At 68.1% G+C, this 23,903-nt stretch carries 37 protein-coding genes; 36 read left to right on the top strand and 1 reads right to left on the bottom strand.

Going from position 1 to position 23,903, the window contains the following annotated elements:
• Positions 1-231 precede the first annotated feature (231 nt).
• From IH45_RS0132905 to truA, 33 genes are all read left to right on the top strand, one after another.
• Positions 232-510: a hypothetical protein gene (locus IH45_RS0132905; RefSeq protein ID WP_030677038.1), complete on the top strand. Its 279-nt coding sequence runs from the start codon at positions 232-234 to the stop codon at positions 508-510.
• Between the two features lie 148 nt (positions 511-658).
• Positions 659-1,570 carry a helix-turn-helix transcriptional regulator gene (locus tag IH45_RS0132900; RefSeq protein WP_030677035.1) on the top strand — a complete coding sequence of 304 codons (912 nt, stop codon included), beginning with the start codon at positions 659-661 and terminating at the stop codon, positions 1,568-1,570.
• Between the two features lie 461 nt (positions 1,571-2,031).
• Complete coding sequence (gene rpsJ / locus IH45_RS0132895) at positions 2,032-2,340, top strand: 30S ribosomal protein S10 (protein WP_004571821.1); 309 nt, start codon at positions 2,032-2,034, stop codon at positions 2,338-2,340.
• A 17-nt stretch (positions 2,341-2,357) separates the two neighbouring features.
• Positions 2,358-3,002: a 50S ribosomal protein L3 gene (gene rplC, locus IH45_RS0132890; RefSeq protein ID WP_030677031.1), complete on the top strand. Its 645-nt coding sequence runs from the start codon at positions 2,358-2,360 to the stop codon at positions 3,000-3,002.
• Positions 3,003-3,010: 8 nt separating this feature from the next.
• On the top strand, positions 3,011-3,661 hold the full coding sequence (gene rplD, locus IH45_RS0132885) for a 50S ribosomal protein L4 (protein WP_030677028.1): 651 nt from the start codon (positions 3,011-3,013) through the stop codon (positions 3,659-3,661).
• Positions 3,661-3,984: a 50S ribosomal protein L23 gene (rplW, locus tag IH45_RS0132880; RefSeq protein WP_004571824.1), complete on the top strand. Its 324-nt coding sequence runs from the start codon at positions 3,661-3,663 to the stop codon at positions 3,982-3,984. Before rplD ends, rplW begins: the two co-directional genes overlap by 1 nt.
• 39 nt (positions 3,985-4,023) lie before the next feature.
• The gene (gene rplB / locus IH45_RS0132875; protein WP_030677025.1) at positions 4,024-4,860 is read left to right on the top strand and encodes a 50S ribosomal protein L2; all 837 of its coding nucleotides are present in this window, start codon (positions 4,024-4,026) and stop codon (positions 4,858-4,860) included.
• A gap of 12 nt (positions 4,861-4,872) precedes the next feature.
• On the top strand, positions 4,873-5,154 hold the full coding sequence (rpsS, locus tag IH45_RS0132870) for a 30S ribosomal protein S19 (RefSeq protein WP_004571826.1): 282 nt from the start codon (positions 4,873-4,875) through the stop codon (positions 5,152-5,154).
• A 44-nt stretch (positions 5,155-5,198) separates the two neighbouring features.
• Positions 5,199-5,546 (top strand): 50S ribosomal protein L22, encoded by a 348-nt coding sequence (gene rplV, locus IH45_RS0132865; RefSeq protein WP_009997296.1) that lies wholly within the window; start codon positions 5,199-5,201, stop codon positions 5,544-5,546.
• Entirely contained in the window at positions 5,546-6,370 is an 825-nt protein-coding gene (gene rpsC, locus IH45_RS0132860; protein ID WP_030589649.1) for a 30S ribosomal protein S3, read from the top strand. The genes rplV and rpsC overlap by 1 nt, the downstream gene beginning before the upstream one ends.
• A gap of 5 nt (positions 6,371-6,375) precedes the next feature.
• Complete coding sequence (rplP, locus tag IH45_RS0132855) at positions 6,376-6,795, top strand: 50S ribosomal protein L16 (protein WP_004571829.1); 420 nt, start codon at positions 6,376-6,378, stop codon at positions 6,793-6,795.
• Positions 6,795-7,019, top strand: coding sequence for a 50S ribosomal protein L29 (rpmC, locus tag IH45_RS0132850; RefSeq protein ID WP_004571830.1), 225 nt, complete (start codon positions 6,795-6,797; stop codon positions 7,017-7,019). Before rplP ends, rpmC begins: the two co-directional genes overlap by 1 nt.
• The gene (gene rpsQ, locus IH45_RS0132845) at positions 7,019-7,264 is read left to right on the top strand and encodes a 30S ribosomal protein S17 (protein WP_050515347.1); all 246 of its coding nucleotides are present in this window, start codon (positions 7,019-7,021) and stop codon (positions 7,262-7,264) included. Before rpmC ends, rpsQ begins: the two co-directional genes overlap by 1 nt.
• 39 nt (positions 7,265-7,303) lie before the next feature.
• The gene (gene rplN / locus IH45_RS0132840; RefSeq protein WP_003974257.1) at positions 7,304-7,672 is read left to right on the top strand and encodes a 50S ribosomal protein L14; all 369 of its coding nucleotides are present in this window, start codon (positions 7,304-7,306) and stop codon (positions 7,670-7,672) included.
• A gap of 3 nt (positions 7,673-7,675) precedes the next feature.
• A complete protein-coding gene (gene rplX, locus IH45_RS0132835) occupies positions 7,676-7,999 on the top strand; it encodes a 50S ribosomal protein L24 (protein WP_030677020.1) in 324 nt (107 codons plus the stop codon).
• Positions 7,999-8,559 carry a 50S ribosomal protein L5 gene (gene rplE, locus IH45_RS0132830; protein WP_030677017.1) on the top strand — a complete coding sequence of 187 codons (561 nt, stop codon included), beginning with the start codon at positions 7,999-8,001 and terminating at the stop codon, positions 8,557-8,559. The genes rplX and rplE overlap by 1 nt, the downstream gene beginning before the upstream one ends.
• Positions 8,560-8,561: 2 nt before the next feature.
• The gene (locus IH45_RS0132825; RefSeq protein ID WP_004571834.1) at positions 8,562-8,747 is read left to right on the top strand and encodes a type Z 30S ribosomal protein S14; all 186 of its coding nucleotides are present in this window, start codon (positions 8,562-8,564) and stop codon (positions 8,745-8,747) included.
• Positions 8,748-9,011: 264 nt separating this feature from the next.
• A complete protein-coding gene (gene rpsH / locus IH45_RS0132820; RefSeq protein ID WP_004571835.1) occupies positions 9,012-9,410 on the top strand; it encodes a 30S ribosomal protein S8 in 399 nt (132 codons plus the stop codon).
• Between the two features lie 22 nt (positions 9,411-9,432).
• Positions 9,433-9,972 carry a 50S ribosomal protein L6 gene (gene rplF, locus IH45_RS0132815; RefSeq protein WP_004571836.1) on the top strand — a complete coding sequence of 180 codons (540 nt, stop codon included), beginning with the start codon at positions 9,433-9,435 and terminating at the stop codon, positions 9,970-9,972.
• A 3-nt stretch (positions 9,973-9,975) separates the two neighbouring features.
• A complete protein-coding gene (rplR, locus tag IH45_RS0132810) occupies positions 9,976-10,359 on the top strand; it encodes a 50S ribosomal protein L18 (RefSeq protein ID WP_030375637.1) in 384 nt (127 codons plus the stop codon).
• A 78-nt stretch (positions 10,360-10,437) separates the two neighbouring features.
• Positions 10,438-11,043 (top strand): 30S ribosomal protein S5, encoded by a 606-nt coding sequence (gene rpsE / locus IH45_RS0132805; RefSeq protein WP_030677014.1) that lies wholly within the window; start codon positions 10,438-10,440, stop codon positions 11,041-11,043.
• A complete protein-coding gene (gene rpmD / locus IH45_RS0132800; RefSeq protein ID WP_004571839.1) occupies positions 11,043-11,225 on the top strand; it encodes a 50S ribosomal protein L30 in 183 nt (60 codons plus the stop codon). The genes rpsE and rpmD overlap by 1 nt, the downstream gene beginning before the upstream one ends.
• A gap of 1 nt (position 11,226) precedes the next feature.
• Positions 11,227-11,682, top strand: coding sequence for a 50S ribosomal protein L15 (gene rplO, locus IH45_RS0132795; protein ID WP_004571840.1), 456 nt, complete (start codon positions 11,227-11,229; stop codon positions 11,680-11,682).
• Positions 11,683-11,917: 235 nt separating this feature from the next.
• Positions 11,918-13,231 carry a preprotein translocase subunit SecY gene (secY, locus tag IH45_RS0132790; RefSeq protein WP_030677011.1) on the top strand — a complete coding sequence of 438 codons (1,314 nt, stop codon included), beginning with the start codon at positions 11,918-11,920 and terminating at the stop codon, positions 13,229-13,231.
• Positions 13,231-13,884, top strand: a complete 654-nt coding sequence (locus IH45_RS0132785; protein ID WP_030677008.1) for an adenylate kinase — start codon at positions 13,231-13,233, stop codon at positions 13,882-13,884. Before secY ends, IH45_RS0132785 begins: the two co-directional genes overlap by 1 nt.
• A 124-nt stretch (positions 13,885-14,008) precedes the next feature.
• A complete protein-coding gene (gene map / locus IH45_RS0132780) occupies positions 14,009-14,845 on the top strand; it encodes a type I methionyl aminopeptidase (protein ID WP_030677005.1) in 837 nt (278 codons plus the stop codon).
• Positions 14,846-15,042: 197 nt separating this feature from the next.
• Positions 15,043-15,264, top strand: a complete 222-nt coding sequence (infA, locus tag IH45_RS0132775; protein WP_003956442.1) for a translation initiation factor IF-1 — start codon at positions 15,043-15,045, stop codon at positions 15,262-15,264.
• 59 nt (positions 15,265-15,323) lie between these two features.
• The gene (rpmJ, locus tag IH45_RS0132770) at positions 15,324-15,437 is read left to right on the top strand and encodes a 50S ribosomal protein L36 (protein WP_003956441.1); all 114 of its coding nucleotides are present in this window, start codon (positions 15,324-15,326) and stop codon (positions 15,435-15,437) included.
• Between the two features lie 205 nt (positions 15,438-15,642).
• Complete coding sequence (gene rpsM / locus IH45_RS0132765) at positions 15,643-16,023, top strand: 30S ribosomal protein S13 (RefSeq protein WP_030677003.1); 381 nt, start codon at positions 15,643-15,645, stop codon at positions 16,021-16,023.
• A gap of 64 nt (positions 16,024-16,087) precedes the next feature.
• Positions 16,088-16,492 carry a 30S ribosomal protein S11 gene (gene rpsK, locus IH45_RS0132760; protein ID WP_004571845.1) on the top strand — a complete coding sequence of 135 codons (405 nt, stop codon included), beginning with the start codon at positions 16,088-16,090 and terminating at the stop codon, positions 16,490-16,492.
• Positions 16,493-16,690: 198 nt separating this feature from the next.
• A complete protein-coding gene (locus tag IH45_RS0132755; RefSeq protein WP_003956430.1) occupies positions 16,691-17,713 on the top strand; it encodes a DNA-directed RNA polymerase subunit alpha in 1,023 nt (340 codons plus the stop codon).
• A 96-nt stretch (positions 17,714-17,809) separates the two neighbouring features.
• The gene (gene rplQ, locus IH45_RS0132750; RefSeq protein WP_030677000.1) at positions 17,810-18,304 is read left to right on the top strand and encodes a 50S ribosomal protein L17; all 495 of its coding nucleotides are present in this window, start codon (positions 17,810-17,812) and stop codon (positions 18,302-18,304) included.
• A 249-nt stretch (positions 18,305-18,553) separates the two neighbouring features.
• Positions 18,554-19,405, top strand: a complete 852-nt coding sequence (gene truA, locus IH45_RS0132745) for a tRNA pseudouridine(38-40) synthase TruA (RefSeq protein ID WP_030676997.1) — start codon at positions 18,554-18,556, stop codon at positions 19,403-19,405.
• 18 nt (positions 19,406-19,423) lie between these two features.
• Here the strand turns inward: truA and IH45_RS0132740 are convergent, their stop codons facing one another.
• Complete coding sequence (locus IH45_RS0132740; RefSeq protein WP_030676995.1) at positions 19,424-20,248, bottom strand: hypothetical protein; 825 nt, start codon at positions 20,246-20,248, stop codon at positions 19,424-19,426.
• Between the two features lie 56 nt (positions 20,249-20,304).
• On the opposite strand from IH45_RS0132740, the gene IH45_RS0132735 reads away from it, so the two are divergent.
• The 3 genes from IH45_RS0132735 to rplM all read left to right on the top strand — a co-directional run bounded on the left by IH45_RS0132735 (position 20,305) and on the right by rplM (position 23,896).
• A complete protein-coding gene (locus tag IH45_RS0132735) occupies positions 20,305-21,933 on the top strand; it encodes an ABC-F family ATP-binding cassette domain-containing protein (protein WP_030676992.1) in 1,629 nt (542 codons plus the stop codon).
• 57 nt (positions 21,934-21,990) lie between these two features.
• Positions 21,991-23,247, top strand: a complete 1,257-nt coding sequence (locus IH45_RS0132730) for a glycosyltransferase 87 family protein (protein ID WP_030676990.1) — start codon at positions 21,991-21,993, stop codon at positions 23,245-23,247.
• 205 nt (positions 23,248-23,452) lie between these two features.
• Positions 23,453-23,896 carry a 50S ribosomal protein L13 gene (gene rplM / locus IH45_RS0132725; protein ID WP_004571851.1) on the top strand — a complete coding sequence of 148 codons (444 nt, stop codon included), beginning with the start codon at positions 23,453-23,455 and terminating at the stop codon, positions 23,894-23,896.
• Positions 23,897-23,903 lie beyond the last annotated feature (7 nt).

The following is a 23,903-nucleotide window of genomic DNA, read 5'->3' as shown; positions in this document are numbered from 1 at the left end:
GGGTTGTGAGGTGTGGCGCGCACGATGTGCCGGGCGCCGTCCGTCATTTGGAGTAACGTACTGGTGTCGGAGCGTAGCCACCTCATCGGCACCAGAGGAGTCAGCCTCTCGTGGTACTTGCTCACCCCGTCACCCCCGCCGCGCGCAGCGCCGGCGCCGCAGCCGTCCCGAAGCCGCCCGCGCGCCGCGGGCCCTGCGGGCCGCTCTCGCACGACGACGGGCGGTGAGCGGGTGGTCGGCAGCGAGATCAGGCCCTGTGACCACCCCAAGAAGGACGTACGGCGCGTCCTGGAGAAGTGGGCCGCCCGGGGCTGGGTGTTGCGCAAGGACGGGCACTGGGGGCGCCTCTACTGCCCCTGTGAGGGCCGCTGCACGGTCATTCCCGTGGCGGGCACGCCGCGCAACCCGTCCGCGCACGCGCGCGTGATCGACCGGATGGCGGCCCGGTGCCCGCTGCCCGGCGAGGCGCCGAACCGCAGTCTGACGGGGATGCCGCGCGCCGAAGCGTGACCACTGCGTCAACTGAGGTGGGCCATCGAGGTCTGTGCGTTTTGCGACAGTTGCCCGAGCAGGGTGCGGCAGGTTTTGTCATGCTTTGTCTGTTGACGAACGACAACAGACTCTGCGACCCTGCGGAAGGACTAGGGGGAACGCCGCCATGGACTACGACTTCACCTTCGTCGTCACCGGCGCGACCGTCGACGACCAGGATGCCGTCGACGCGCTGCGCGAGACCTGCGACGCCCTCCTGGCGCGGGCCGGTGGCGTCGACCTGCTCAGCGTCAGCTGGCCGGGCGACTGCGCGGTACAGGCCGCCCTCGAAGCCGCCTCGGCGGTACGGGCCGCCGCGCCGCGCCTGCGGGTGTGCCGCCTCGACCGCGACCTGGTCGGCATACACGAGATCGCCGAGCGTACGGGACGCTCCCGGCAGAACGTCGCCCAGTGGGCCGCCGGGGTGCGCAAGGCCCGTGGCGCGCCCTTCCCGGCCCCGGAGGGGACCGTCGGCCGGTCGCAGGCGTGGCTCTGGTCCGAGGTCAACCGCTGGCTCGCCGCACACGGCCTGGACGACGGCGCCGCGCACCCCACGCGCGAGGAGATGGCGCAGATCGATGTCGCGCTGGCCGGGCGGATCTCGCTGACCTTCCGCTTCGCCACCACCCCGGGCTTCAAGGACGGGCGCCAGCGTGTCATCGACGAGCTGCGCAGCCACCACATAAGCCGCTTCCTGACCCTGCTGGCGGGGTTCGACGGGACGACGGACGAGCACGGCAACCACGTCCTGGTCGTGGCCGACGGGCGGGAGCCGGCGCGCGGCGTGATGGAGTGCGTGGCGCGGTTCCCGCACGACGCGGTGCTGGTCACCGAGACGGACCGGTTCACCGTCACCGTGCTGTCCAGCCGTGGCCCGGCCCGCTCCGGCCGTGTCGTGCCCGTACCGGCGTCGGCCACGGTCGCGGAGTGGCTCCGTCTGGTCCGCGACCATCCGCGCGCCGCTTTCGCCATGGAGACCGGGGGCCGCCGTACGGAAGAGTCCGCCCGCATCCAGTGGCAGCTGGCGATCGCGGCGTAACGCGGCGCGCGGACCCGCTCCGGCCTGCGAAGACGCGCTCTGTACCGGCCGGATACGGCGTGTCGCGGGCGGGGCCGTGTCACCGCGGGCCCCGGAGCGGTGTACGATCTCCGGCTTGATTGGCGGCGTTCGCCGCTCGTATGGCACACTGTCCAGGTTGCTCGGTTGAGTGCCGATGCTGCGCGCCTCCCGCCGGGAGGACCGGAAGCGAGTCCTAGGTATTCGTCGCTCCTTATCAGGGGCGGAAGTACGGGAATCTTCCGGGAAGTGTCAGCGGGGTGCCTCGGCCAGGCGCCCGGTGGGTGTTCATCCCCCACGTTCTCCTTCTCGAAGGATCGCCCTTGCGGAGATCTGCGGGAAGGAGCGCGACACGCCCGACCGCGTGGGTCGGTCGGGTCGGTGGATGGACGGCAACGTACCGGGTCCCAGAGCGTTACGAGAGACAGGACTACGAAGTAGCCATGGCGGGACAGAAGATCCGCATCCGGCTCAAGGCCTACGACCACGAGGTCATCGACACGTCGGCGAAGAAGATCGTCGAGACGGTGACCCGTACTGGTGCGTCGGTCGCGGGCCCGGTGCCGCTCCCCACCGAAAAGAACGTGTACTGCGTCATCAAGTCGCCGCACAAGTACAAGGACTCGCGCGAGCACTTCGAGATGCGCACGCACAAGCGCCTGATCGACATCCTCGACCCGACGCCGAAGACCGTTGACTCCCTGATGCGACTCGACCTCCCGGCCGGTGTCGACATCGAGATCAAGCTCTGAGGGTCGGTGATCTGAGAATGGCTAAGCAGATCAAGGGCATCCTGGGCGAGAAGCTCGGCATGACCCAGGTCTGGGACGACAACAACCGTGTCGTTCCGGTGACCGTGGTGAAGGCCGGCCCCTGTGTCGTTACCCAGGTGCGCACCAATGACCAGGACGGCTACGACTCCGTCCAGATCGCCTTCGGCGAGATCGACCCGCGCAAGGTGAACAAGCCCCTCAAGGGCCACTTCGCGAAGGCCGACGTCACCCCCCGTCGCCACCTCGTCGAGGTCCGTACCACTGACGCCAGTGAGTACACCCTCGGCCAGGAGCTGACCGCCGAGACCTTCGAGTCGGGCGTCAAGGTGGACGTGACCGGCAAGAGCAAGGGCAAGGGCTTCGCCGGTGTCATGAAGCGTCACGGCTTCCACGGCGGCAAGGCTTCGCACGGTGCCCACCGCGTGCACCGCAAGCCGGGCTCCATCGGTGGCTGCGCCACCCCGGGCCGCGTGTTCAAGGGCATGCGGATGGCCGGCCGTATGGGCAACGAGCGGGTCACCACCCAGAACCTGACCGTCCATGCCGTTGACGCGGAGAAGGGCCTGCTGCTCATCAAGGGCGCAGTTCCTGGTCCGAACGGCGGCCTCGTCCTGGTCCGTACCGCGGCCAAGGGGGCCTGAGGTAACCGATGAGCACCATTGACATCCTTTCGCCGGCAGGCGACAAGGCCGGGACCGTCGAGCTCCCCGCGGAGATCTTCGACGCGAAGGTCAGCATCCCGCTGATCCACCAGGTCGTCGTCGCGCAGCTGGCCGCGGCCCGTCAGGGCACGCACAAGACCAAGACCCGCGGCGAGGTCCGCGGCGGTGGCAAGAAGCCGTACCGCCAGAAGGGCACCGGCCGCGCGCGCCAGGGTTCGACCCGTGCGCCGCAGTTCGCCGGCGGTGGCGTCGTCCACGGCCCCGTGCCGCGTGACTACTCGCAGCGGACCCCGAAGAAGATGAAGGCCGCCGCCCTGCGCGGTGCCCTCACCGACCGGGCCCGCAGCAGCCGCATCCACGTCGTCTCCGGCGTGGTCGAGGGCACGGTTTCCACGAAGGCCGCCAAGGCTCTCCTCGGCAAGATCAGCGAGCGCAAGAACGTGCTCCTGGTCGCCGAGCGCGCCGACGAGGCCGCGTGGCTGTCCGCCCGCAACCTGCCCCAGGTCCACATCCTGGAGCCGGGCCAGCTGAACACGTACGACGTGCTCGTCTCCGACGACGTGGTCTTCACCAAGGCCGCCTTCGAGTCCTTCGTGGCTGGTCCCAAGGCCGCTGAGCTCGAAGGGAGCGCCGCCTGATGACTGAGGCGACCGTTACCAGCAAGTCCTTCTCGGACCCGCGCGACCTCCTGGTCAAGCCGGTCGTCTCCGAGAAGAGCTACGCGCTGCTGGACGAGAACAAGTACACGTTCGTCGTCGACCCGCGTGCGAACAAGACTCAGATCAAGCAGGCCGTCGAGGCGGTCTTCTCGGTCAAGGTCACCGGGGTCAACACGATCAACCGCCAGGGCAAGCGCAAGCGCACCCGCACCGGTTTCGGCAAGCGCGCCAACACCAAGCGCGCCATCGTGACCCTCGCCGAGGGCGACCGTATCGACATCTTCGGCGGCCCGGTCTCCTAACGGAGTCCGAGTCGTCCGGAATCGGACGAGGACTGAGAAATGGGTATCCGCAAGTACAAGCCGACGACCCCGGGCCGTCGTGGCTCCAGCGTCGCCGACTTTGTCGAGATCACGCGGTCCACGCCGGAGAAGTCGCTGGTCCGCCCGCTGCACAGCAAGGGCGGCCGTAACAACGCCGGTCGTGTGACCGTTCGCCACCAGGGTGGTGGCCACAAGCGCGCCTACCGCGTGATCGACTTCCGTCGTCACGACAAGGACGGCGTGCCGGCCAAGGTCGCGCACATCGAGTACGACCCGAACCGCACCGCCCGCATCGCGCTGCTCCACTACGCGGACGGCGAGAAGCGCTACATCATCGCCCCCCGTGGCCTGGTGCAGGGCGCCCGCATCGAGAACGGCCCTGGCGCCGACATCAAGCCGGGCAACAACCTGCCGCTGCGCCACATCCCCGTGGGTACGACGATCCACGCCATCGAGCTGCGGCCCGGCGGCGGCGCGAAGTTCGCCCGCTCCGCGGGTGCCTCCGTGCAGCTGCTGGCGAAGGAGGGCTCCATGGCCCACCTTCGTATGCCGTCCGGTGAGATCCGCCTGGTCGACGTGCGCTGCCGCGCCACCGTCGGCGAGGTCGGCAACGCCGAGCAGTCGAACATCAACTGGGGCAAGGCCGGCCGTATGCGCTGGAAGGGCGTCCGCCCGACCGTGCGTGGTGTCGTGATGAACCCGGTCGACCACCCGCACGGTGGTGGTGAGGGCAAGACCTCCGGTGGTCGCCACCCGGTCTCGCCCTGGGGCCAGAAGGAGGGTCGTACGCGTTCGCCGAAGAAGGCTTCGAACAAGTACATCGTCCGCCGCCGCAAGACGAACAAGAAGCGCTAGGAGCGGGTTTAGATGCCGCGTAGTCTCAAGAAGGGGCCCTTCGTCGACGACCACCTCGCCAAGAAGGTGGATGTCCAGAACGAAGCCGGCACCAAGAACGTCATCAAGACCTGGTCCCGCCGCTCCATGATCGTCCCGGCCATGCTCGGCCACACGATCGCGGTGCACGACGGCCGCAAGCACGTCCCGGTGTTCGTCACCGAGTCGATGGTCGGCCACAAGCTCGGCGAGTTTGCGCCGACCCGCACCTTCCGCGGCCACGAGAAGGACGACCGCAAGTCGCGTCGTCGCTGATCGACCGGAGTGCGAAGACTATGACTGACACCGAAGGGACAACCATGGAAGCCAGGGCCCAGGCGCGGTACATCCGCGTCACGCCCATGAAGGCCCGCCGCGTGGTGGACCTTATCCGTGGCATGGATGCCACGGAGGCTCAGGCGGTCCTGCGTTTCGCCCCGCAGGCCGCGAGCGTGCCCGTGGGCAAGGTGCTGGACAGCGCCATTGCCAACGCCGCGCACAACTACGACCACACGGACGCCTCCACGCTGGTTATCAGCGAGGCGTACGTCGACGAGGGTCCGACCCTGAAGCGGTTCCGTCCGCGTGCCCAGGGCCGTGCCTACCGGATCCGCAAGCGGACCAGCCACATCACCGTGGTCGTCAGCAGCAAGGAAGGAACCCGGTAATGGGCCAGAAGGTAAACCCGCACGGGTTCCGGCTCGGCATCACCACCGACTTCAAGTCGCGTTGGTACGCCGACAAGCTGTACAAGGACTACGTCAAGGAAGACGTCGCCATTCGTCGCATGATGACGAAGGGCATGGAGCGCGCCGGCATCTCGAAGGTGGAGATCGAGCGCACCCGTGAGCGCGTCCGCGTTGACATCCACACCGCTCGTCCGGGCATCGTCATCGGCCGCCGCGGCGCCGAGGCCGACCGCATCCGCGGCGAACTGGAGAAGCTGACCGGCAAGCAGGTCCAGCTGAACATCCTCGAGGTCAAGAACCCCGAGACCGATGCTCAGCTGGTGGCCCAGGCCGTCGCCGAGCAGCTGTCCTCCCGCGTCTCCTTCCGTCGCGCCATGCGCAAGAGCATGCAGTCGACGATGAAGGCCGGCGCCAAGGGCATCAAGATCCAGTGTGGTGGCCGTCTCGGCGGTGCCGAGATGTCGCGCTCGGAGTTCTACCGCGAGGGCCGTGTGCCCCTGCACACGCTCCGCGCGAACGTCGACTACGGCTTCTTCGAGGCCAAGACCACCTTCGGCCGGATCGGCGTGAAGGTCTGGATCTACAAGGGCGACGTCAAGAACATCGCCGAGGTCCGCGCCGAGAACGCTGCCGCCCGTGCGGGCAACCGCCCGGCCCGTGGTGGCAACGACCGCCCGCGCCGCGGTGGCGAGCGTGGCGGCCGTGGCGGCCGCAAGCCGCAGCAGAACGCCGCTGCCGAGGCCCCCAAGGCCGAGGCCGCTGCCGCTGCTCCGGCTGCTGAGAGCACCGGAACGGAGGGCTGACCGACATGCTGATCCCTCGCAGGGTCAAGCACCGCAAGCAGCACCACCCGAAGCGCAACGGTATGGCCAAGGGTGGCACCGAGCTTGCCTTCGGTGAGTACGGCATTCAGGCCGTGACCCCCGCCTACGTGACGAACCGGCAGATCGAGTCCGCTCGTATCGCCATGACCCGTCACATCAAGCGTGGCGGCAAGGTCTGGATCAACATTTACCCGGACCGCCCGCTGACGAAGAAGCCGGCCGAGACCCGCATGGGTTCCGGTAAGGGTTCTCCGGAGTGGTGGGTCGCGAACGTCAAGCCCGGTCGGGTGATGTTCGAGCTGTCCTTCCCGAACGAAAAGGTTGCCAAGGAGGCGCTGACCCGCGCCGCCCACAAGCTTCCGATGAAGTGCCGCATCGTGCGGCGCGAGGCAGGTGAGTCGTGATGGCGGCCGGTACCAAGGCGACCGAGCTGCGCGAGCTGAACAACGAGGACCTCGTTGGGAAGCTTCGTGAGGCCAAGGAGGAGCTGTTCAACCTCCGCTTCCAGGCGGCGACCGGACAGCTTGAGAACCACGGCCGGCTGAAGGCCGTCCGCAAGGACATCGCCCGGATCTACACCCTGATGCGGGAGCGCGAGCTCGGCATCGAGACGGTGGAGAGCGCCTGATGAGCGAGAAGAATGTGACTGAGACGAACGAGCAGCGCGGCTTCCGCAAGACCCGCGAGGGTCTCGTCGTCAGCGACAAGATGGACAAGACCGTCGTCGTCGCTGTCGAGGACCGTGTCAAGCACGCGCTGTACGGCAAGGTCATCCGCCGTACGAACAAGCTCAAGGCGCACGACGAGCAGAACGCTGCCGGTGTCGGCGACCGCGTCCTCCTGATGGAGACGCGCGGTGGGCCTCAGCAATGAGGCCCCCGCCGGGAACCGGCAGACGATCAGGAGATAGACGTGATCCAGCAGGAGTCGCGGCTTCGGGTCGCCGACAACACGGGTGCGAAGGAAATTCTCACCATCCGTGTTCTCGGTGGTTCGGGCCGCCGCTACGCGGGCATCGGTGACGTCATCGTCGCCACCGTCAAGGATGCGATCCCCGGTGGCAACGTGAAGAAGGGTGACGTCGTCAAGGCGGTCATCGTTCGCACCGTCAAGGAGCGCCGCCGTCCGGACGGCTCGTACATCCGCTTCGACGAGAACGCGGCCGTCATCCTCAAGAACGATGGCGACCCCCGCGGCACCCGCATCTTCGGCCCCGTGGGCCGGGAGCTGCGCGAGAAGAAGTTCATGAAGATCATCTCGCTCGCGCCGGAGGTGCTGTAACCGATGAAGATCAAGAAGGGCGACCTGGTCCAGATCATCACCGGCAAGGACAAGGGCAAGCAGGGCAAGGTCATCGCGGCCTTCCCCCGCGAGGACCGTGTCCTGGTCGAGGGTGTCAACCGGGTCAAGAAGCACACCAAGGCCGGTCAGACCGCTCGGGGCTCCAAGACCGGCGGCATCGTGACGACCGAGGCCCCGATCCACGTGAGCAACGTTCAGCTCGTGGTGGAGAAGGACGGCCAGAAGGTCGTCACCCGCGTCGGATACCGCTTCGACGACGAGGGCAACAAGATCCGCGTTGCCAAGCGGACCGGTGAGGACATCTGATGACTGCCACCACCAACGCGCCGCGTCTCAAGACGCGCTACCGCGAAGAGATCGCCGGGAAGCTGAAGGACGAGTTCTCCTACGAGAACGTCATGCAGATCCCCGGTCTGACCAAGATCGTGGTCAACATGGGTGTGGGCGACGCCGCCCGCGACTCCAAGCTGATCGAGGGTGCCATCAAGGACCTCACCACGATCACCGGCCAGAAGCCGGCCGTCACCAAGGCCCGTAAGTCCATCGCGCAGTTCAAGCTGCGCGAGGGCCAGCCGATCGGTGCCCACGTCACCCTCCGCGGTGACCGCATGTGGGAGTTCCTGGACCGCCTGCTGTCGCTCGCGCTCCCGCGCATCCGCGACTTCCGTGGTCTGTCCCCGAAGCAGTTCGACGGTCGGGGCAACTACACCTTCGGTCTCACGGAGCAGGTCATGTTCCACGAGATCGACCAGGACAAGATCGACCGGCAGCGGGGCATGGACATCACCGTGGTCACCACGGCGTCCAACGACGATGAGGGCCGCGCCCTGCTTCGTCACCTCGGCTTCCCGTTCAAGGAGAACTGACCGTGGCGAAGAAGGCTCTGATCGCTAAGGCGGCCCGCAAGCCGAAGTTCGCTGTGCGCGCGTACACGCGTTGCCAGCGCTGCGGCCGGCCGCACTCCGTGTACCGCAAGTTCGGCCTGTGCCGCGTGTGCCTCCGTGAGATGGCTCACCGTGGCGAGCTGCCGGGCGTGACCAAGAGCTCCTGGTAACACCCCCTCCCGCACGTCCGACCAGCGCCCTCGCGGGCGCCCGGCGGACGGCAGGAATCACGAGGGTGGTTCCGGAGTCTCTCGGTAAGCATCTGTTCGGCGGGGGCCCGCCCTTTGATCCCGTAGGGTAGAAGGGTTGGGCGCCCGCCGCCCAGGAACGACTTACTACGCCGAAGGTCCCCGCGCCGCACCCGTCCCGACCCTGATCGGGGAGAGGGATGGCGCATACAGGAAACCCCGGCGAGAGAGGCCGAAGGCCAATTCATGACCATGACTGACCCCATCGCAGACATGCTCACGCGTCTGCGGAACGCGAACTCGGCGTACCACGACACCGTCGTGATGCCGCACAGCAAGATCAAGTCGCACATCGCGGAGATCCTCCAGCAGGAGGGTTACATCACCGGCTGGAAGGTCGAGGACGCCGAGGTCGGCAAGAACCTCATCCTTGAGCTGAAGTTCGGTCCGAACCGCGAGCGCTCGATCGCCGGCATCAAGCGCATCTCGAAGCCGGGCCTGCGGGTCTACGCAAAGTCCACCAACCTGCCGAAGGTGCTCGGCGGCCTGGGCGTGGCGATCATCTCCACGTCGCACGGTCTCCTCACCGGTCAGCAGGCCAGCAAGAAGGGCGTAGGCGGAGAAGTTCTCGCCTACGTCTGGTAATTCGGGAACGGAGGAATAGCTAATGTCGCGTATTGGCAAGCTGCCCATCCAGGTTCCCGCTGGTGTGGACGTCACCATCGACGGCCGCACGGTTTCGGTGAAGGGTCCCAAGGGCTCCCTGCAGCACACCGTCGCCGCGCCCATCGAGGTCGCCAAGGGTGAGGACGGCGTCATCAACGTCACCCGCCCGAACGACGAGCGTCAGAACAAGGCCCTGCACGGCCTGTCCCGCACGCTGGTGGCGAACATGATCACCGGCGTGACCCAGGGATTCACCAAGGCGCTCGAGATCAGCGGTGTCGGTTACCGCGTCCAGGCGAAGGGCTCCAACCTGGAGTTCTCGCTCGGTTACAGCCACCCGATCCTGGTCGAGGCGCCCGAGGGCATCTCGTTCAAGGTCGAGTCCCCGACCAAGCTGAGCGTCGAGGGCATCGACAAGCAGAAGGTCGGCGAGGTCGCCGCGAACATCCGCAAGCTGCGCAAGCCCGACCCGTACAAGGCCAAGGGCGTCAAGTACGCCGGCGAGGTCATCCGCCGCAAGGTCGGAAAGGCTGGTAAGTAAGCCATGGCATACGGTGTGAAGGTCGCGAAGGGTGACGCCTACAAGCGCGCCGCCGCCAAGCGTCGCCACATCCGCATCCGCAAGCGGATTTCGGGTACGCCGGAGCGTCCGCGTCTGGTCGTGACGCGGTCCAACCGCGGTATCACCGCCCAGGTCATCGACGACATCAAGGGTCACACCCTGGCGTCGGCGTCGACCCTGGACGCGTCGATCCGTGGTGGCGAGGGCAACAAGACGGACCTGGCCAAGCAGGTCGGCTCCCTGGTCGCCGAGCGCGCCAAGGCCGCCGGCGTCGAGGCCGTCGTCTTCGACCGTGGTGGCAAGCAGTACGCCGGGCGGATTGCCGCTCTGGCCGATGCAGCCCGCGAAGCCGGACTGAAGTTCTAAGTCCCGGTTCCGTAGCTACTGGGCCCCTCCAGCGCCGGTGACGGCGTCCGGAGGGAGTAACAGAGAGAGGTAATTCCAATGGCTGGACCCCAGCGCCGCGGCAGCGGTGCCGGTGGCGGCGAGCGGCGGGACCGTAAGGACCGGCGGGACGGCGGCGCTGCTGCCGAGAAGACCGCTTACGTCGAGCGGGTTGTCGCAATCAACCGCGTCGCCAAGGTTGTGAAGGGTGGTCGTCGCTTCAGCTTCACCGCGCTGGTCGTGGTGGGCGATGGTGACGGCACCGTCGGTGTCGGTTACGGCAAGGCCAAGGAGGTGCCGGCCGCCATCGCCAAGGGTGTTGAGGAGGCCAAGAAGCACTTCTTCAAGGTCCCCCGTATCGCCGGCACCATCCCGCACCCGATCCAGGGCGAGAAGGCCGCGGGCGTCGTCCTGCTCAAGCCTGCTTCCCCCGGTACCGGTGTGATCGCCGGTGGCCCGGTGCGCGCCGTCCTGGAGTGCGCGGGCATCCACGACGTGCTGAGCAAGTCGCTCGGTTCGTCGAACCCGATCAACATCGTGCACGCCACGGTGGAGGCGCTCCAGGGGCTCAAGCGGCCCGAGGAGATCGCCGCCCGTCGTGGTCTGCCGCTGGAGGACGTTGCTCCCGCCGCTCTGCTGCGGGCGCGTGCCGGGGTGAACGCGTAATGGCTTCGCTCAAGATCACGCAGACCAAGTCCATCATCGGCAGCAAGCAGAACCACCGCGACACCCTGCGTTCGCTTGGCCTGAAGCGGGTCAACGACGTGGTTGTCAAGGAGGACCGCCCCGAGTACCGCGGCATGGTGCACACCGTCCGCCACCTCGTGACGGTCGAGGAGGTCGACTGACATGGCGGAGAACAACCCGCTGAAGGTCCACAACCTCCGTCCTGCCCCGGGCGCCAAGACCGCCAAGACCCGTGTGGGTCGTGGTGAGGCGTCCAAGGGTAAGACCGCTGGTCGTGGTACCAAGGGCACCAAGGCCCGTTACCAGGTTCCGGAGCGCTTCGAGGGCGGCCAGATGCCGCTGCACATGCGCCTCCCGAAGCTGAAGGGCTTCAAGAACCCCGCCCACAAGCAGTTCCAGGTCGTGAACCTGGACAAGCTGGCCGCGCTCTACCCGCAGGGTGGCGAGGTCACGGTGGCCGACCTGGTCGCCAAGGGCGCGGTGCGCAAGAACGAGCTCGTCAAGGTCCTGGGCCAGGGCGAGATCTCCGTGGCGCTGACGGTGACGGTGGACTCCGTTTCCGGCTCCGCCAAGGAGAAGATCACCGCTGCTGGTGGCAGCGTCACCGAGCTCATCTGAGCCAGGTGAATCAACTGACCGGGGATGCCCACGTATTGGGGCATCCCCGGTCGGTCGTTCCAAGGGGGGCCTGGTCGCCGGTAAGGTGGCGTGCACTGTTGCTGTATTTTCCGGGGGTTCTTCCCCCGGGCCCCCGCCGCGTGGGCTAATGTCTGCGCGGTTTTGGCCGCTTTGTATCCGTCGATCCTTTAGACCGTCACCTCTCGCTCCAGAGGCGGGAGGCGCAGGAGGCACCGTGCTCACCGCGTTCGCCCGAGCGTTCAAGACGCCCGACCTGCGCAAGAAGCTGCTGTTCACATTGGGCATCGTGCTCGTCTACCGGCTCGGAGCGCACGTTCCGGTGCCGGGGGTGAACTACTCCAATGTCGACACCTGCATGAAGCAGGCCGGCGCCAATGGCGGTCTCTTCGGCCTGGTGAACATGTTCAGCGGTGGTGCGCTGCTCCAGATCACGATCTTCGCGCTGGGGATCATGCCGTACATCACGGCAAGCATCATCCTCCAGCTGCTGACCGTGGTCATTCCCCGTCTGGAGGCCCTCAAGAAGGAGGGGCAGTCCGGACAGGCGAAGATCACCCAGTACACCCGGTACCTGACCGTCGCACTGGCGGTCCTCCAGGGCACCGGCCTGGTCGCCACCGCCAAGAGCGGCGCGCTGTTCCAGGGCTGCCCGGTCGCCGGCCAGATCGTGCCGAGCGACTCGATCTTCACCACGATCACCATGGTCATCACGATGACCGCCGGTACGGCCATGGTCATGTGGCTCGGTGAGCTGGTCACCGACCGCGGCATCGGCAACGGCATGTCGATCCTGATGTTCGTCGGCATCGCGGCCGGCTTCCCCGGCTCGCTGTGGCAGATCAAGATGTCCGGCAAGCTGGCCGACGGCTGGATCGAGTTCTTCGCCGTCATCGTGGTGGGCCTGGCGATGGTCGCCCTGGTGGTCTTCGTCGAGCAGGCCCAGCGGCGGATCCCCGTGCAGTACGCCAAGCGGATGATCGGCCGCCGCTCGTACGGCGGCACCTCGACCTACATCCCGCTCAAGGTGAACCAGGCGGGCGTCATCCCCGTCATCTTCGCCTCGTCGCTGCTCTACATCCCGGCGCTGGTGGCCCAGTTCAGCGGGTCCAAGGCGGGCTGGGCGGTCTGGATCGAGACCAACTTCACCAAGGGCAACCACCCGGTTTACATCGTCACGTACTTCCTGCTGATCGTCTTCTTCGCGTTCTTCTACGTCGCCATCTCCTTCAACCCCGAGGAAGTTGCCGACAACATGAAGAAGTATGGTGGCTTCATCCCGGGCATCCGGGCTGGTCGCCCCACGGCCGAGTACCTCAGCTACGTGCTCAACCGGATCACGTGGCCGGGCTCGCTGTACCTGGGTCTGATCGCGCTTGTGCCAACAGTGGCGTTGGTGCTGTTCAAGGCCAACCAGAACTTCCCGTTCGGCGGGACGAGCATCCTGATCATCGTGGGTGTGGGTCTGGAGACCGTGAAGCAGATCGAGAGCCAGCTCCAGCAGCGCAACTACGAAGGGTTCCTCCGCTGATGCGAATCGTCCTCGTCGGGCCTCCTGGGGCAGGCAAGGGTACGCAGGCCGCGTACCTGGCCAAGAACCTCTCGATCCCGCACATCTCCACGGGCGACCTGTTCCGCGCCAACATCAGCCAGGGCACCGACCTGGGCAAAGAGGCGAAGTCCTACATGGACGCGGGCAACCTGGTGCCCGACTCGGTGACGATCGCGATGGCCGAGGACCGGCTCGACCAGGACGACGCGGGGCAGGGCTTCCTGCTGGACGGCTTCCCGCGCAACCTGGGCCAGGCCGAGGCGCTGGACGGCTACCTCAAGGACAAGGGCGTGAAGCTGGACGCCGTCCTGGACCTGGAGGTCCCCGAGGACGAGGTGGTCAAGCGGATCGCCGGCCGCCGGATCTGCCGCAACGACAGCAGCCATGTCTTCCACGTGGACTACCACAAGCCGAAGACCGAGGGCGTCTGCGACATCTGCGGCGGCGACCTCTACCAGCGCGAGGACGACCGCGAGGCGACCGTCCGCAAGCGGCTGGAGGTCTACCACACGGAGACCGAGCCGATCATCGACCACTACAAGGCGCAGGACCTGGTCGTCACGATCCCGGCCCTGGGCAAGGTGGACGAGGTCACCCGGCGCGCGATGGCCGCGCTCGGCAAGGGCGAGTAGCTTCTCGAAGATCAGCGCATACGGCCGCGGTGCCCGGGGACGGGACCGCGGCCGTATCGTGTATGGGGCGGCCGCGGGCCGCCCCAGCGTCGTAGTAGTCGGTTTGAGGAAGGCGTAAGCCAGCATGGTGGAGATCAAGACCCCCGAGCAGATCGCGAAGATGCGCGAGGCGGGGCTGGTGGTCGCCGCCATCCACGCGGCCACCCGGGAGGTGGCGGTGCCCGGCGCCACCACCAAGGACCTGGACGACGCGGCGCGCAAGGTGCTGGCCGAGCACGGCGCCAAGTCGAACTTCCTCGGGTACGGCGGCTTCCCCGCGACGATCTGCACGTCGGTCAACGACGTCGTCGTCCACGGCATCCCGGACACCGAGACGGTGCTCGCGGACGGCGACATCATCTCCATCGACTGCGGCGCGATCATCGACGGCTGGCACGGCGACGCGGCGTACACCGCCTTCGTGGGCTCCGGTCACTCCGCGGAGCTGATCGAGCTGAGCCGGGTCACCGAGGAGTCCATGTGGGCCGGCATCGCGGCCGTCCGCAAGGGCAACCGCCTGGTCGACATCTCCAAGGCCATCGAGGGCTACATCCGCCGCCAGCCGCGCCCGTCGAACGGCAAGTACGGCATCGTCGAGGACTACGGCGGCCACGGCATCGGCTCGGAGATGCACATGGACCCGCACCTGCTGAACTACGTCGACCGCAAGCGCGGCCGCGGCCCGAAGCTGGTGCCGGGCTTCTGCATCGCCATCGAGCCCATGGTCAACCTGGGCACGGCCAAGACCCACGTCCTGGCGGACGACTGGACGGTCAAGTCGAACGACGGCGGCTGGTCCTCGCACTGGGAGCACTCCGTCGCGCTGACCGAAGAGGGCCCGCTGGTGCTGACCGCCCCGGACGGCGGCAAGGCGAAGCTGGCCGAGCTGGGCATCGAGGCCGCGCCGGACCCGCTGGCCTGAGTTTTTCCGCGTACGGCGTGCGGCACCCGGCCGACCCCGAGGCGTAACGATCACAGAGCGTGGGCAATAATCGTGGATTCGTCTTTTCGGGAACGCTGACGTAGACTGACGCGTCGGCTGTCGTGCATCCGTGTGCCTGTTTACCGGGTACGCATCCGTACGAAGTCGATCAAGGTAGCCGATTCGAAGGGCGAAGCGTGGCCAAGAAGCAAGGTGCCATCGAGATCGAGGGCACCGTGATCGAGTCCCTCCCGAACGCGATGTTCAAGGTGGAGCTTCAGAACGGTCACAAGGTCCTCGCGCACATCAGCGGCAAGATGCGGATGCACTACATCCGTATCCTCCCGGATGACCGGGTCGTCGTGGAGCTTTCTCCGTACGACCTGACGCGTGGCCGGATCGTCTACCGCTACAAGTAGATCTTGTCGACGCCCCCTCCCGTGGGGTGGCGGCACTGACCCGGAGAACCTCACATCCCATGAAGGTCAAGCCGAGCGTCAAGAAGATCTGCGACAAGTGCAAGGTGATCCGCCGCCACGGCCGGGTCATGGTGATCTGCGACAACCTGCGCCACAAGCAGCGCCAGGGCTGACGCACGCCGACCTCTCTGCATTTCGCAGTTTCTTCGCGCGACGCAAACGCACAGCAATACGTACATACGCAGACACCCGACCCCTCGCGTTCGTCGCGCGGGGACGACACCCCCGGCTCGGAGGCCGGGGACCCGGCTCGTAATTCCGAAGAGTCTTACGGGAACGGTGCTGCGGAAGACCTCCGAATACCTCAGGAGCCAATAAATGGCACGCCTCGCAGGCGTTGATCTCCCGCGCGACAAGCGCGTCGAGGTCGCCCTCACCTACGTCTTCGGCATCGGGCGCACCCTGTCGCAGCAGACCCTCGCCGCCATCGGCGTGAACCCGGACACCCGCGTTCGCGACCTGGCCGAGGAAGACCTGGTCAAGATCCGCGAGTACGTGGACAACAACCTCAAGACCGAGGGTGACCTCCGTCGCGAGATCCAGGCCGACATCCGCCGCAAGGTCGAGATCGGCTGCTACCAGGGTCTGCGTCACCGCCGCGGCCTGCCGGTGCACGGTCAGCGCACCAGCACGAACGCCCGTACCCGCAAGGGTCCGCGTCGCGCGATCGCCGGCAAGAAGAAGCCGGGCAAGAAGTAGTCCTCAGCGGACGCTCATCAGCGGTCTTCGCTGTAGGACCGACCACCTCCACCGGGAGTAATACATGCCTCCGAAGGGCCGTACGGCCGGCGCCAAGAAGGTGCGCCGCAAGGAGAAGAAGAACGTCGCCCACGGGCACGCTCACATCAAGAGCACGTTCAACAACACCATCGTCTCGATCACCGACCCCACGGGCAACGTGATCTCCTGGGCCTCGGCGGGCCACGTGGGCTTCAAGGGCTCGCGCAAGTCCACGCCGTTCGCCGCGCAGATGGCTGCCGAGTCGGCCGCCCGCCGCGCGCAGGAGCACGGCATGCGCAAGGTCGACGTCTTCGTCAAGGGTCCCGGCTCCGGCCGTGAGACCGCGATCCGCTCCCTCCAGGCCACCGGCCTTGAGGTCGGCTCGATCCAGGACGTCACCCCCACGCCGCACAACGGCTGCCGTCCCCCCAAGCGTCGTCGCGTCTGACGTCGCGCGGTCGCTCGACGGCCGCAGCCTGTCGGTCCGCGCTCCGGCGCGGCCCGGCACCGGGCACTTTTCGGGCGGTACGCCGCGACTCCTGGGAGCCGCGCCGTGCCGCCCGTACCCTTGTAGAAACCGCCGGGCCACCGTCCGGCGCAGCTGGCATCAAATAGCGGGTGCCATGACTGGAAGGCGAAACACCTCATGCTGATCGCTCAGCGTCCCTCGCTGACCGAAGAGGTCGTCGACGAATACCGCTCCCGGTTCGTGATCGAGCCGCTGGAGCCGGGCTTCGGCTACACCCTCGGCAACTCCCTGCGTCGTACGCTCCTCTCCTCGATCCCGGGTGCGGCGGTCACGTCCATCCGCATCGACGGTGTCCTGCACGAGTTCACCACCGTGCCGGGCGTCAAGGAGGACGTCACCGACCTCATCCTGAACATCAAGCAGCTGGTCGTCTCCTCGGAGCACGACGAGCCGGTCGTGATGTACCTGCGCAAGCAGGGCCCCGGCCTGGTCACCGCCGCGGACATCGCCCCGCCGGCCGGTGTCGAGGTGCACAACCCCGACCTGGTCCTCGCCACGCTCAACGGCAAGGGCAAGCTGGAGATGGAGCTGACCGTCGAGCGCGGTCGCGGCTACGTCTCCGCCGTGCAGAACAAGCAGGTCGGCCAGGAGATCGGCCGCATTCCGGTCGACTCCATCTACTCGCCGGTCCTCAAGGTCACCTACAAGGTCGAGGCGACCCGTGTCGAGCAGCGCACCGACTTCGACAAGCTGATCGTCGACGTCGAGACCAAGCAGGCGATGCGTCCCCGTGACGCCATGGCCTCCGCGGGCAAGACCCTGGTCGAGCTGTTCGGCCTGGCGCGCGAGCTCAACATCGACGCCGAGGGCATCGACATGGGCCCGTCGCCGACGGACGCCGCCCTGGCGGCCGACCTGGCGCTGCCGATCGAGGAGCTGGAGCTCACCGTTCGGTCGTACAACTGCCTCAAGCGCGAGGGCATCCACTCGGTGGGCGAGCTGGTGGCCCGCTCCGAGGCGGACCTGCTCGACATCCGCAACTTCGGTGCGAAGTCGATCGACGAGGTCAAGGCGAAGCTGGCCGGTATGGGCCTGGCGCTGAAGGACTCGCCCCCCGGGTTCGACCCGACCGCCGCCGCCGACGCCTTCGGCGCCGACGACGACGCGGACGCCGGTTTCGTGGAGACCGAGCAGTACTGAGCCCAAGGGCTCGCGCAATCTTCCGCGGGGCGTCCGCCCCGCGGGAACTGACACCGGTACCTGATACGGCCGGTGCAGCAATGAAGGAGAAATACCATGCCGAAGCCCGCCAAGGGTGCCCGTCTGGGCGGCAGCGCAGCGCACGAGCGTCTCATGCTGCGCAACCTGGCCACCGCGCTGTTCGAGCACGGCCGCATCACGACGACCGAGGCCAAGGCCCGTCGTCTGCGTCCGTACGCCGAGCGTCTGGTGACCAAGGCGAAGAAGGGTGACCTTCACAACCGCCGCCAGGTCATGCAGCTGATCTCGGACAAGAGCGTCGTGCACACGCTCTTCACGGAGATCGCCCCGCGCTTCGAGGAGCGCCCGGGTGGCTACACCCGTATCACCAAGATCGGCAACCGTCGTGGCGACAACGCCCCGATGGCGGTCATCGAGCTGGTCGAGGGCGAGATCGCCAAGAAGGCCACCGTTGCCGAGGCCGAGGCCGCGACCAAGCGCGCGGTGAAGGAGTCCGACGAGGCCGCCAAGGCCGAGGACACCAAGGGCGAGGCCGCCGAGGCCCCGGCCGAGGAGTCCAAGGACGCCTGAGCCTGACACAGGCCGTAGGCCCTGTCGTCACATTCCCGCCTGCCGCGCGACGCCTGGCACGCACGCTCGCTGCGTTGCCGAAACGCCCGCGTAGCTCCGCTACGAGGGCGCCCCGGCGCCTTGCGATCGCACGCACCAGACGCCGCGCGGCCCGCCCTTCGGGCGGACAACGGGAATGTGACGACAGGACCTAGGACGGGCCCGCTCCCCTCAGGGGAGCGGGCCCGTTCCGCTTGAGAGGATGCACGCGTGAGCGATGAAGTGGAGCCCGGGTTCGTACGGGTGCGGCTGGACCTTTCGTACGACGGCAAGGACTTCTCCGGCTGGGCGAAGCAGCGGGCGCGGCGCACGGTCCAGGAGGAGCTGGAGACCGCGCTGCGGACGGTGACGCGGTCGGCCGAGACGTACGAGCTGACCGTGGCGGGGCGGACGGACGCCGGGGTGCACGCGCGCGGGCAGGTGGCGCATGTGGACCTGCCGGCGGAGCTGTGGGCCGAGCACGCGGACAAGCTGCTGCGGCGGCTGGCCGGGCGGCTGCCGAAGGACGTACGGGTGTGGCGGGCCGCCGAGGCGCCGTACGGGTTCAACGCGCGGTTCTCGGCGATCTGGCGGCGGTACGCCTACCGGGTGACGGATCACCCGGGCGGTGTCGATCCGCTGCTGCGCGGCCACGTGCTGTGGCACGACTGGGACCTGGACGTCGACGCGATGAACCAGGCGTCGCAGGCGCTGCTGGGGGAGCACGACTTCGCCGCGTACTGCAAGCGGCGTGAGGGGGCGACGACGATCCGTACGCTCCAGGAGCTGAGCTGGGTGCGGGACGCGGACGGGATCATCACCGCGACCGTGAAGGCGGACGCCTTCTGCCACAACATGGTGCGCTCGCTGGTGGGCGCGCTGCTGTTCGTGGGGGACGGGCACCGGCCGGTGGAGTGGCCGGGGAAGGTGCTGGCGGCCGGGGTGCGGGACTCGGCGGTGCACGTCGTACGGCCGCACGGGCTGACCTTGGAGGAGGTCGGCTATCCGGCGGACGACCTGCTCATGGCCCGTAACAAGGAGGCGCGCAACAAGCGGAGCCTGCCCGGGGGCGGCTGCTGCTGAGCCGCCCCGCGGGCCTGGTCAGGACTGGGCGCGGGCGGCCTTGGCCGCCTGGTCCGTGCCGCGCTGCCAGATGCGGTTGTACGCGTACTGGCCGCCGTCCCGGCCGATCTGCAGGGCCTTCGTGGACGCCTTGGTGACGGCCGAGCGGTCGAGGTTGCCGGCGATGGTGAAGTAGGCGTAGCGGCCGGTGGCGTTGGTGTACATCGTGCACGCCGTGCCTTCGCAGAAGGTGCCGACACCGCCGCCGGCCAGCGGCGCGAGGCTGGGCTTGTTGGCGTCCTTGACCTTGAAGGCGGCGGCCTTGGAGTCGAAGACCGCGACGCCGACGGTGACCGCGACGCCGTCCTTGGAGTACGTGGCGCGCAGCAGCTTCTGGCAGCCGTTGTGCTTGAGCACCGAGCCGAGCGCGCCGTGCGTGCCGGCCGTGCAGTCGTCGGTGGCGGCGGTGGTCACCCGGGGGTAGGACCGCTTGTCGATCACCATGCTCTTCTCGGGGAAGAGGGTGTCGGGGGTGAGCGCCGCGGTGTCCTTCTTGGGGTCGGTGATGTAGTCCCGCGGGTTCGGCGGCGGCGGGACGTGCACCTCGGAGAAGGACGGTTTGGGCTCGTCGGGCTCGTCCGGCAGCTTCTGGGCGTGCGGCAGGTCCTTGCCGCCCTTGTTGCTGGTGATCACGGCGGTGGCGACGATGCCCGCCACGGCCACGGTCGCGAGGGCGCCGCCGCCGATGTACAGCCAGCGGCGGCGCTTGTTGCGTGACTCGCTCTCGTCGGCGAGCGCCTCCCAGTCAGGAGTCGAGGAGTCCGGTCCCCCGGGCCCGAACGGCCCACCATGCCCAAAGCTCATGCCGCGCATCCTAAACCGGTTGGTGGAACGCGGGGCGGGCGGCGAGAATCCGGGCCATGGGACACGTGGAGGCCGGGCATCTGGAGTACTACCTGCCGGACGGGCGGGTCCTGTTGGGGGACGTCTCCTTCCGGGTCGGTGAGGGCGCCTCGGTGGCGCTGGTCGGCGCCAACGGCGCGGGCAAGACGACGCTGCTGCGGCTGATCTCGGGGGAGCTCCAGCCGCACGGGGGCGCGGTGACGGTGAGTGGCGGGCTGGGGGTGATGCCGCAGTTCGTGGGGTCGGTGAGAGACGAACGGACCGTACGGGATCTCCTGGTCTCGGTGGCGCAGCCGCGTCTACGGGAAGCGGCGGCGGCCGTGGACGCCGCCGAGCACGCCGTCATGACCGTCGATGACGAAGCCGCGCAGATGGCGTACGCGCAGGCGCTCAGCGACTGGGCCGAGGCGCGCGGGTACGAGGCCGAGACGCTCTGGGACATGTGCACCATGGCCGCACTGGGCGTGCCGTACGAGAAGGCGCAGTGGCGGCAGGTGCGCACGCTCAGCGGCGGCGAGCAGAAGCGGCTGGTGCTGGAGTCGCTCTTGCGCGGCACCGACGAGGTGCTGCTGCTGGACGAACCGGACAACTACCTGGACGTTCCGGCCAAGCGCTGGCTGGAGGAGCGGCTGCGCGAGACGAAGAAGACGGTGCTCTTCGTCAGCCACGACCGGGAACTGCTGGCGCGCGCCGCCGACAAGATCGTGAGTGTGGAGCCGGGACCGGCCGGGTCGGACGTGTGGGTGCACGGCGGCGGCTTCGGTACGTACCACGAGGCCCGCAAGGAGCGCTTCGCGCGCTTCGAGGAGCTGCGGCGGCGCTGGGACGAGGACCACGCCAAGCTGAAGCAGCTCGTGCACATGTACAAGCAGAAGGCCGCCTTCAACTCCGACATGGCCTCCCGGCTCCAGGCGGCCAGGACGCGGCTGCGGAAGTTCGAGGAGGCGGGCCCGCCGCAGGAGCCGCCGCGCGAGCAGGACATCACGATGCGGCTGCGCGGCGGCCGTACCGGCGTACGTGCCGTGACCTGCGAGAACCTTGAGCTGACCGGGCTGATGAAGCCGTTCGACCTGGAGGTCTTCTACGGGGAGCGGGTCGCGGTGCTGGGGTCCAACGGCTCGGGCAAGTCGCACTTCCTGCGGCTGCTGGCGGGAGACCCCGAGAACCCAGTCGCGCACACGGGTACGTGGAAGCTGGGCGCCCGCGTCGTACCCGGTCATTTCGCGCAGACGCACGCTCATCCGGAGCTGGAGGGGCGCACCCTTCTGGACATTCTGTGGACGGAACACGCCAAGGACCGGGGCAAGGCGATGAGCGCGCTGCGCCGGTACGAGCTGGAGCGGCAGGCCGAGCAGCGCTTCGACCGTCTGTCGGGCGGCCAGCAGGCGCGTTTCCAGATCCTGCTGCTGGAGCTGTCGGGGACGACCGCCCTGCTGCTGGACGAGCCGACCGACAACCTCGACCTGGAGAGTGCCGAGGCGCTTCAGGAGGGGCTGGAGGCGTACGAGGGCACGGTGCTGGCGGTGACGCACGACCGCTGGTTCGCGCGGTCCTTCGACCGGTACCTGGTCTTCGGCTCGGACGGGCGGGTGCGGGAGACGGGGGAGCCGGTGTGGGACGAGCGGAGGGTGGAGCGGAAGCGCTGACGCTCCGCTGGAGCCCGTCCGGTGGTGAGCCCGTAGCGGCGCCTCTTAGATGGACGCATGAGCGCGGAGAAAACGGGCATAGCGGGCGCTGGGGAGGTGGCGGACGCGGCCGGGACCTCGGGCTCCCCGGCCGTCGGCTGGCTGCTCAGGCGGGCCCCCTGGCCCCTGTGGGCGGTGGCCGCCGTGCTGATGGGCGCGGTGATCTTCAACGTCCACCGGCACAGCCCCACCGTCGGCATGGACAACGACTTCGTCGTCAAGGCGGCGCGGGCGCTGCTGGACGGCGACGCCCCGTACGCCGACAAGCGGTTCCTGTACCTGCCGAGCGCGGTGCTGGCCGCGGTGCCCGAGGCGCTGCTGTCCGCAGGGAAGCTGCGGCTGCTGGTGCCGGTGGCGGGTGTGGGGGCGGTGGTGCTGGGCTGGCTGGTCTCGCTGCGGATCTTCCGGGTGCCCGTACGGAGCAGGCTGGCGGCGCTCGGGGTGGCGGCCCTGGCGTTCTTCGAGCCGTTCCGCAATGTGGTCAACATCGGGAACTGGACGCTGGCCTCCGTGGTGGCGCTGCCGCTGGTGCTGCTCCTGGCGCTGCGCTCCCGGTGGGTGGCCGCGGGCGCGGTCCTCGGGCTCGCGCTGGCCCTCAAGCCGCTGCTCGCGCCGCTGCTCCTGCTGCTGGTGCTGGCGCGGCGGTGGCGGGCCCTCGCGGTGGCGGTGGCGGTGCCCGTCGCGGCGTCCGCGCTGGCGGCCCTGGTGATGCCGCGCCCCGGCATGTTCTTCACCCGTACGCTGCCGTTCCTGCTGCGCGGCCAGGACAGCTTCGCGCGGCCCTTCGACGCCTCGCTCGGGATGATCCTCACCCGGCTGGGGGTGCCGGAGACCGCGGCGTACGGGGTCGCCGCGGTGGCGGCGGTGGCCGGGGCCGGATGTGCGTGGGCGCGCTGGCGGCGCGGTGACGAGGGCCCGCTGCGGCTCGCCGAGACCGCCGCGACGCTGATGCTCGCGGCCTTCCTGGTGTCCCGGCCGTCCTTCGACCACTATCTGCTGGTGGTGCTGCCGCCGCTGGTGGCCTCCGTGGCCCTGCCGGGCTCGGCGGCCCGTACGGTCTGGTTCTGGATCGCCCTCGTACCGCAGGTCAGCGGGCTGGTCTGGCCGCATCTGGAGGCGCTGCACCGGCGGGCCTTCCGGGACGCGGCGATGCTGTGGACCGTCGCGGCCGTGATGGCATGGACATGCGTCCGGCCGCGGGTGCTGCGGGCGGTGGCTACCATGCCAGTGGGCCCCGAGAGTACGGATCGCACGCCGGTTCGGGACGTGTTTTGACCCGGCTGGGGGCGGCCCGGTATTCTGCCAGTTCGTTATGCGTATTGGCTTGCTCTATCTCACGTGAGGGGCCCTTACGCCGGCTCATCGGGCCGATGACCAGCGGCAGGAACCCGGGTTGCGTCACCCGTGGTGCCGCCAGCGCTGGCGATCGGCCGTGGTGGCCAGTACAGGACCCTATTCACTGAAGAAGCGAAGGCTAACCGTGCGTACGTTCAGCCCCAAGCCCGGCGATGTCCAGCGCCAGTGGCACATCATCGACGCCCAGGACGTCGTCCTGGGCCGTCTGGCCTCCCAGGCCGCTTCCCTCCTGCGGGGTAAGCACAAGCCGGTGTACGCGCCGCACGTCGACACCGGCGACTTCGTCGTCATCATCAACGCCGACAAGGTGCACCTGTCCGGTAACAAGCGCATCCAGAAGATGGCCTACCGCCACTCCGGTTTCCCGGGCGGTCTCCGTGCGGTCCGTTACGAGGACCTGCTGGAGAAGAACCCCGAGAAGGCCGTCGAGAAGGCCATCAAGGGCATGCTCCCCAAGAACACCCTGGGCCGTCAGATGCTCTCGAAGCTGAAGGTCTACGCGGGCGCCGAGCACCCGCACGCTGCCCAGCAGCCGGTCCCGTTCGAGATCACCCAGGTCGCGCAGTAAGTCCGGC

It is taken from the genome of Streptomyces rimosus subsp. rimosus (assembly GCF_000720725.1).
Lineage (GTDB): Bacteria > Actinomycetota > Actinomycetes > Streptomycetales > Streptomycetaceae > Streptomyces > Streptomyces rimosus_A.
Note: the sequence above shows the minus strand (reverse complement) of the source record. Positions and strands in the feature narration are given on the sequence as shown.

Excerpts from the sequence above, each read along its gene's own strand:
- IH45_RS0132900 (WP_030677035.1), top strand. The coding sequence starts at position 659 with ATGGACTACGACTTCACCTTCGTCGTCACCGGCGCGACCGTCGACGAC.
- rpsJ (WP_004571821.1), top strand. The coding sequence starts at position 2,032 with ATGGCGGGACAGAAGATCCGCATCCGGCTCAAGGCCTACGACCACGAG.
- rplC (WP_030677031.1), top strand. The coding sequence starts at position 2,358 with ATGGCTAAGCAGATCAAGGGCATCCTGGGCGAGAAGCTCGGCATGACC.
- rplD (WP_030677028.1), top strand. The coding sequence starts at position 3,011 with ATGAGCACCATTGACATCCTTTCGCCGGCAGGCGACAAGGCCGGGACC.
- rplW (WP_004571824.1), top strand. The coding sequence starts at position 3,661 with ATGACTGAGGCGACCGTTACCAGCAAGTCCTTCTCGGACCCGCGCGAC.
- rplB (WP_030677025.1), top strand. The coding sequence starts at position 4,024 with ATGGGTATCCGCAAGTACAAGCCGACGACCCCGGGCCGTCGTGGCTCC.
- rpsS (WP_004571826.1), top strand. The coding sequence starts at position 4,873 with ATGCCGCGTAGTCTCAAGAAGGGGCCCTTCGTCGACGACCACCTCGCC.
- rplV (WP_009997296.1), top strand. The coding sequence starts at position 5,199 with ATGGAAGCCAGGGCCCAGGCGCGGTACATCCGCGTCACGCCCATGAAG.
- rpsC (WP_030589649.1), top strand. The coding sequence starts at position 5,546 with ATGGGCCAGAAGGTAAACCCGCACGGGTTCCGGCTCGGCATCACCACC.
- rplP (WP_004571829.1), top strand. The coding sequence starts at position 6,376 with ATGCTGATCCCTCGCAGGGTCAAGCACCGCAAGCAGCACCACCCGAAG.
- rpmC (WP_004571830.1), top strand. The coding sequence starts at position 6,795 with ATGGCGGCCGGTACCAAGGCGACCGAGCTGCGCGAGCTGAACAACGAG.
- rpsQ (WP_050515347.1), top strand. The coding sequence starts at position 7,019 with ATGAGCGAGAAGAATGTGACTGAGACGAACGAGCAGCGCGGCTTCCGC.
- rplX (WP_030677020.1), top strand. The coding sequence starts at position 7,676 with ATGAAGATCAAGAAGGGCGACCTGGTCCAGATCATCACCGGCAAGGAC.
- rplE (WP_030677017.1), top strand. The coding sequence starts at position 7,999 with ATGACTGCCACCACCAACGCGCCGCGTCTCAAGACGCGCTACCGCGAA.
- rpsH (WP_004571835.1), top strand. The coding sequence starts at position 9,012 with ATGACCATGACTGACCCCATCGCAGACATGCTCACGCGTCTGCGGAAC.
- rplF (WP_004571836.1), top strand. The coding sequence starts at position 9,433 with ATGTCGCGTATTGGCAAGCTGCCCATCCAGGTTCCCGCTGGTGTGGAC.
- rplR (WP_030375637.1), top strand. The coding sequence starts at position 9,976 with ATGGCATACGGTGTGAAGGTCGCGAAGGGTGACGCCTACAAGCGCGCC.
- rpsE (WP_030677014.1), top strand. The coding sequence starts at position 10,438 with ATGGCTGGACCCCAGCGCCGCGGCAGCGGTGCCGGTGGCGGCGAGCGG.
- rpmD (WP_004571839.1), top strand. The coding sequence starts at position 11,043 with ATGGCTTCGCTCAAGATCACGCAGACCAAGTCCATCATCGGCAGCAAG.
- rplO (WP_004571840.1), top strand. The coding sequence starts at position 11,227 with ATGGCGGAGAACAACCCGCTGAAGGTCCACAACCTCCGTCCTGCCCCG.
- IH45_RS0132785 (WP_030677008.1), top strand. The coding sequence starts at position 13,231 with ATGCGAATCGTCCTCGTCGGGCCTCCTGGGGCAGGCAAGGGTACGCAG.
- map (WP_030677005.1), top strand. The coding sequence starts at position 14,009 with ATGGTGGAGATCAAGACCCCCGAGCAGATCGCGAAGATGCGCGAGGCG.
- rpmJ (WP_003956441.1), top strand. The coding sequence starts at position 15,324 with ATGAAGGTCAAGCCGAGCGTCAAGAAGATCTGCGACAAGTGCAAGGTG.
- rpsM (WP_030677003.1), top strand. The coding sequence starts at position 15,643 with ATGGCACGCCTCGCAGGCGTTGATCTCCCGCGCGACAAGCGCGTCGAG.
- rpsK (WP_004571845.1), top strand. The coding sequence starts at position 16,088 with ATGCCTCCGAAGGGCCGTACGGCCGGCGCCAAGAAGGTGCGCCGCAAG.
- IH45_RS0132755 (WP_003956430.1), top strand. The coding sequence starts at position 16,691 with ATGCTGATCGCTCAGCGTCCCTCGCTGACCGAAGAGGTCGTCGACGAA.
- rplQ (WP_030677000.1), top strand. The coding sequence starts at position 17,810 with ATGCCGAAGCCCGCCAAGGGTGCCCGTCTGGGCGGCAGCGCAGCGCAC.
- IH45_RS0132740 (WP_030676995.1), bottom strand. The coding sequence starts at position 20,248 with ATGAGCTTTGGGCATGGTGGGCCGTTCGGGCCCGGGGGACCGGACTCC.
- IH45_RS0132735 (WP_030676992.1), top strand. The coding sequence starts at position 20,305 with ATGGGACACGTGGAGGCCGGGCATCTGGAGTACTACCTGCCGGACGGG.
- IH45_RS0132730 (WP_030676990.1), top strand. The coding sequence starts at position 21,991 with ATGAGCGCGGAGAAAACGGGCATAGCGGGCGCTGGGGAGGTGGCGGAC.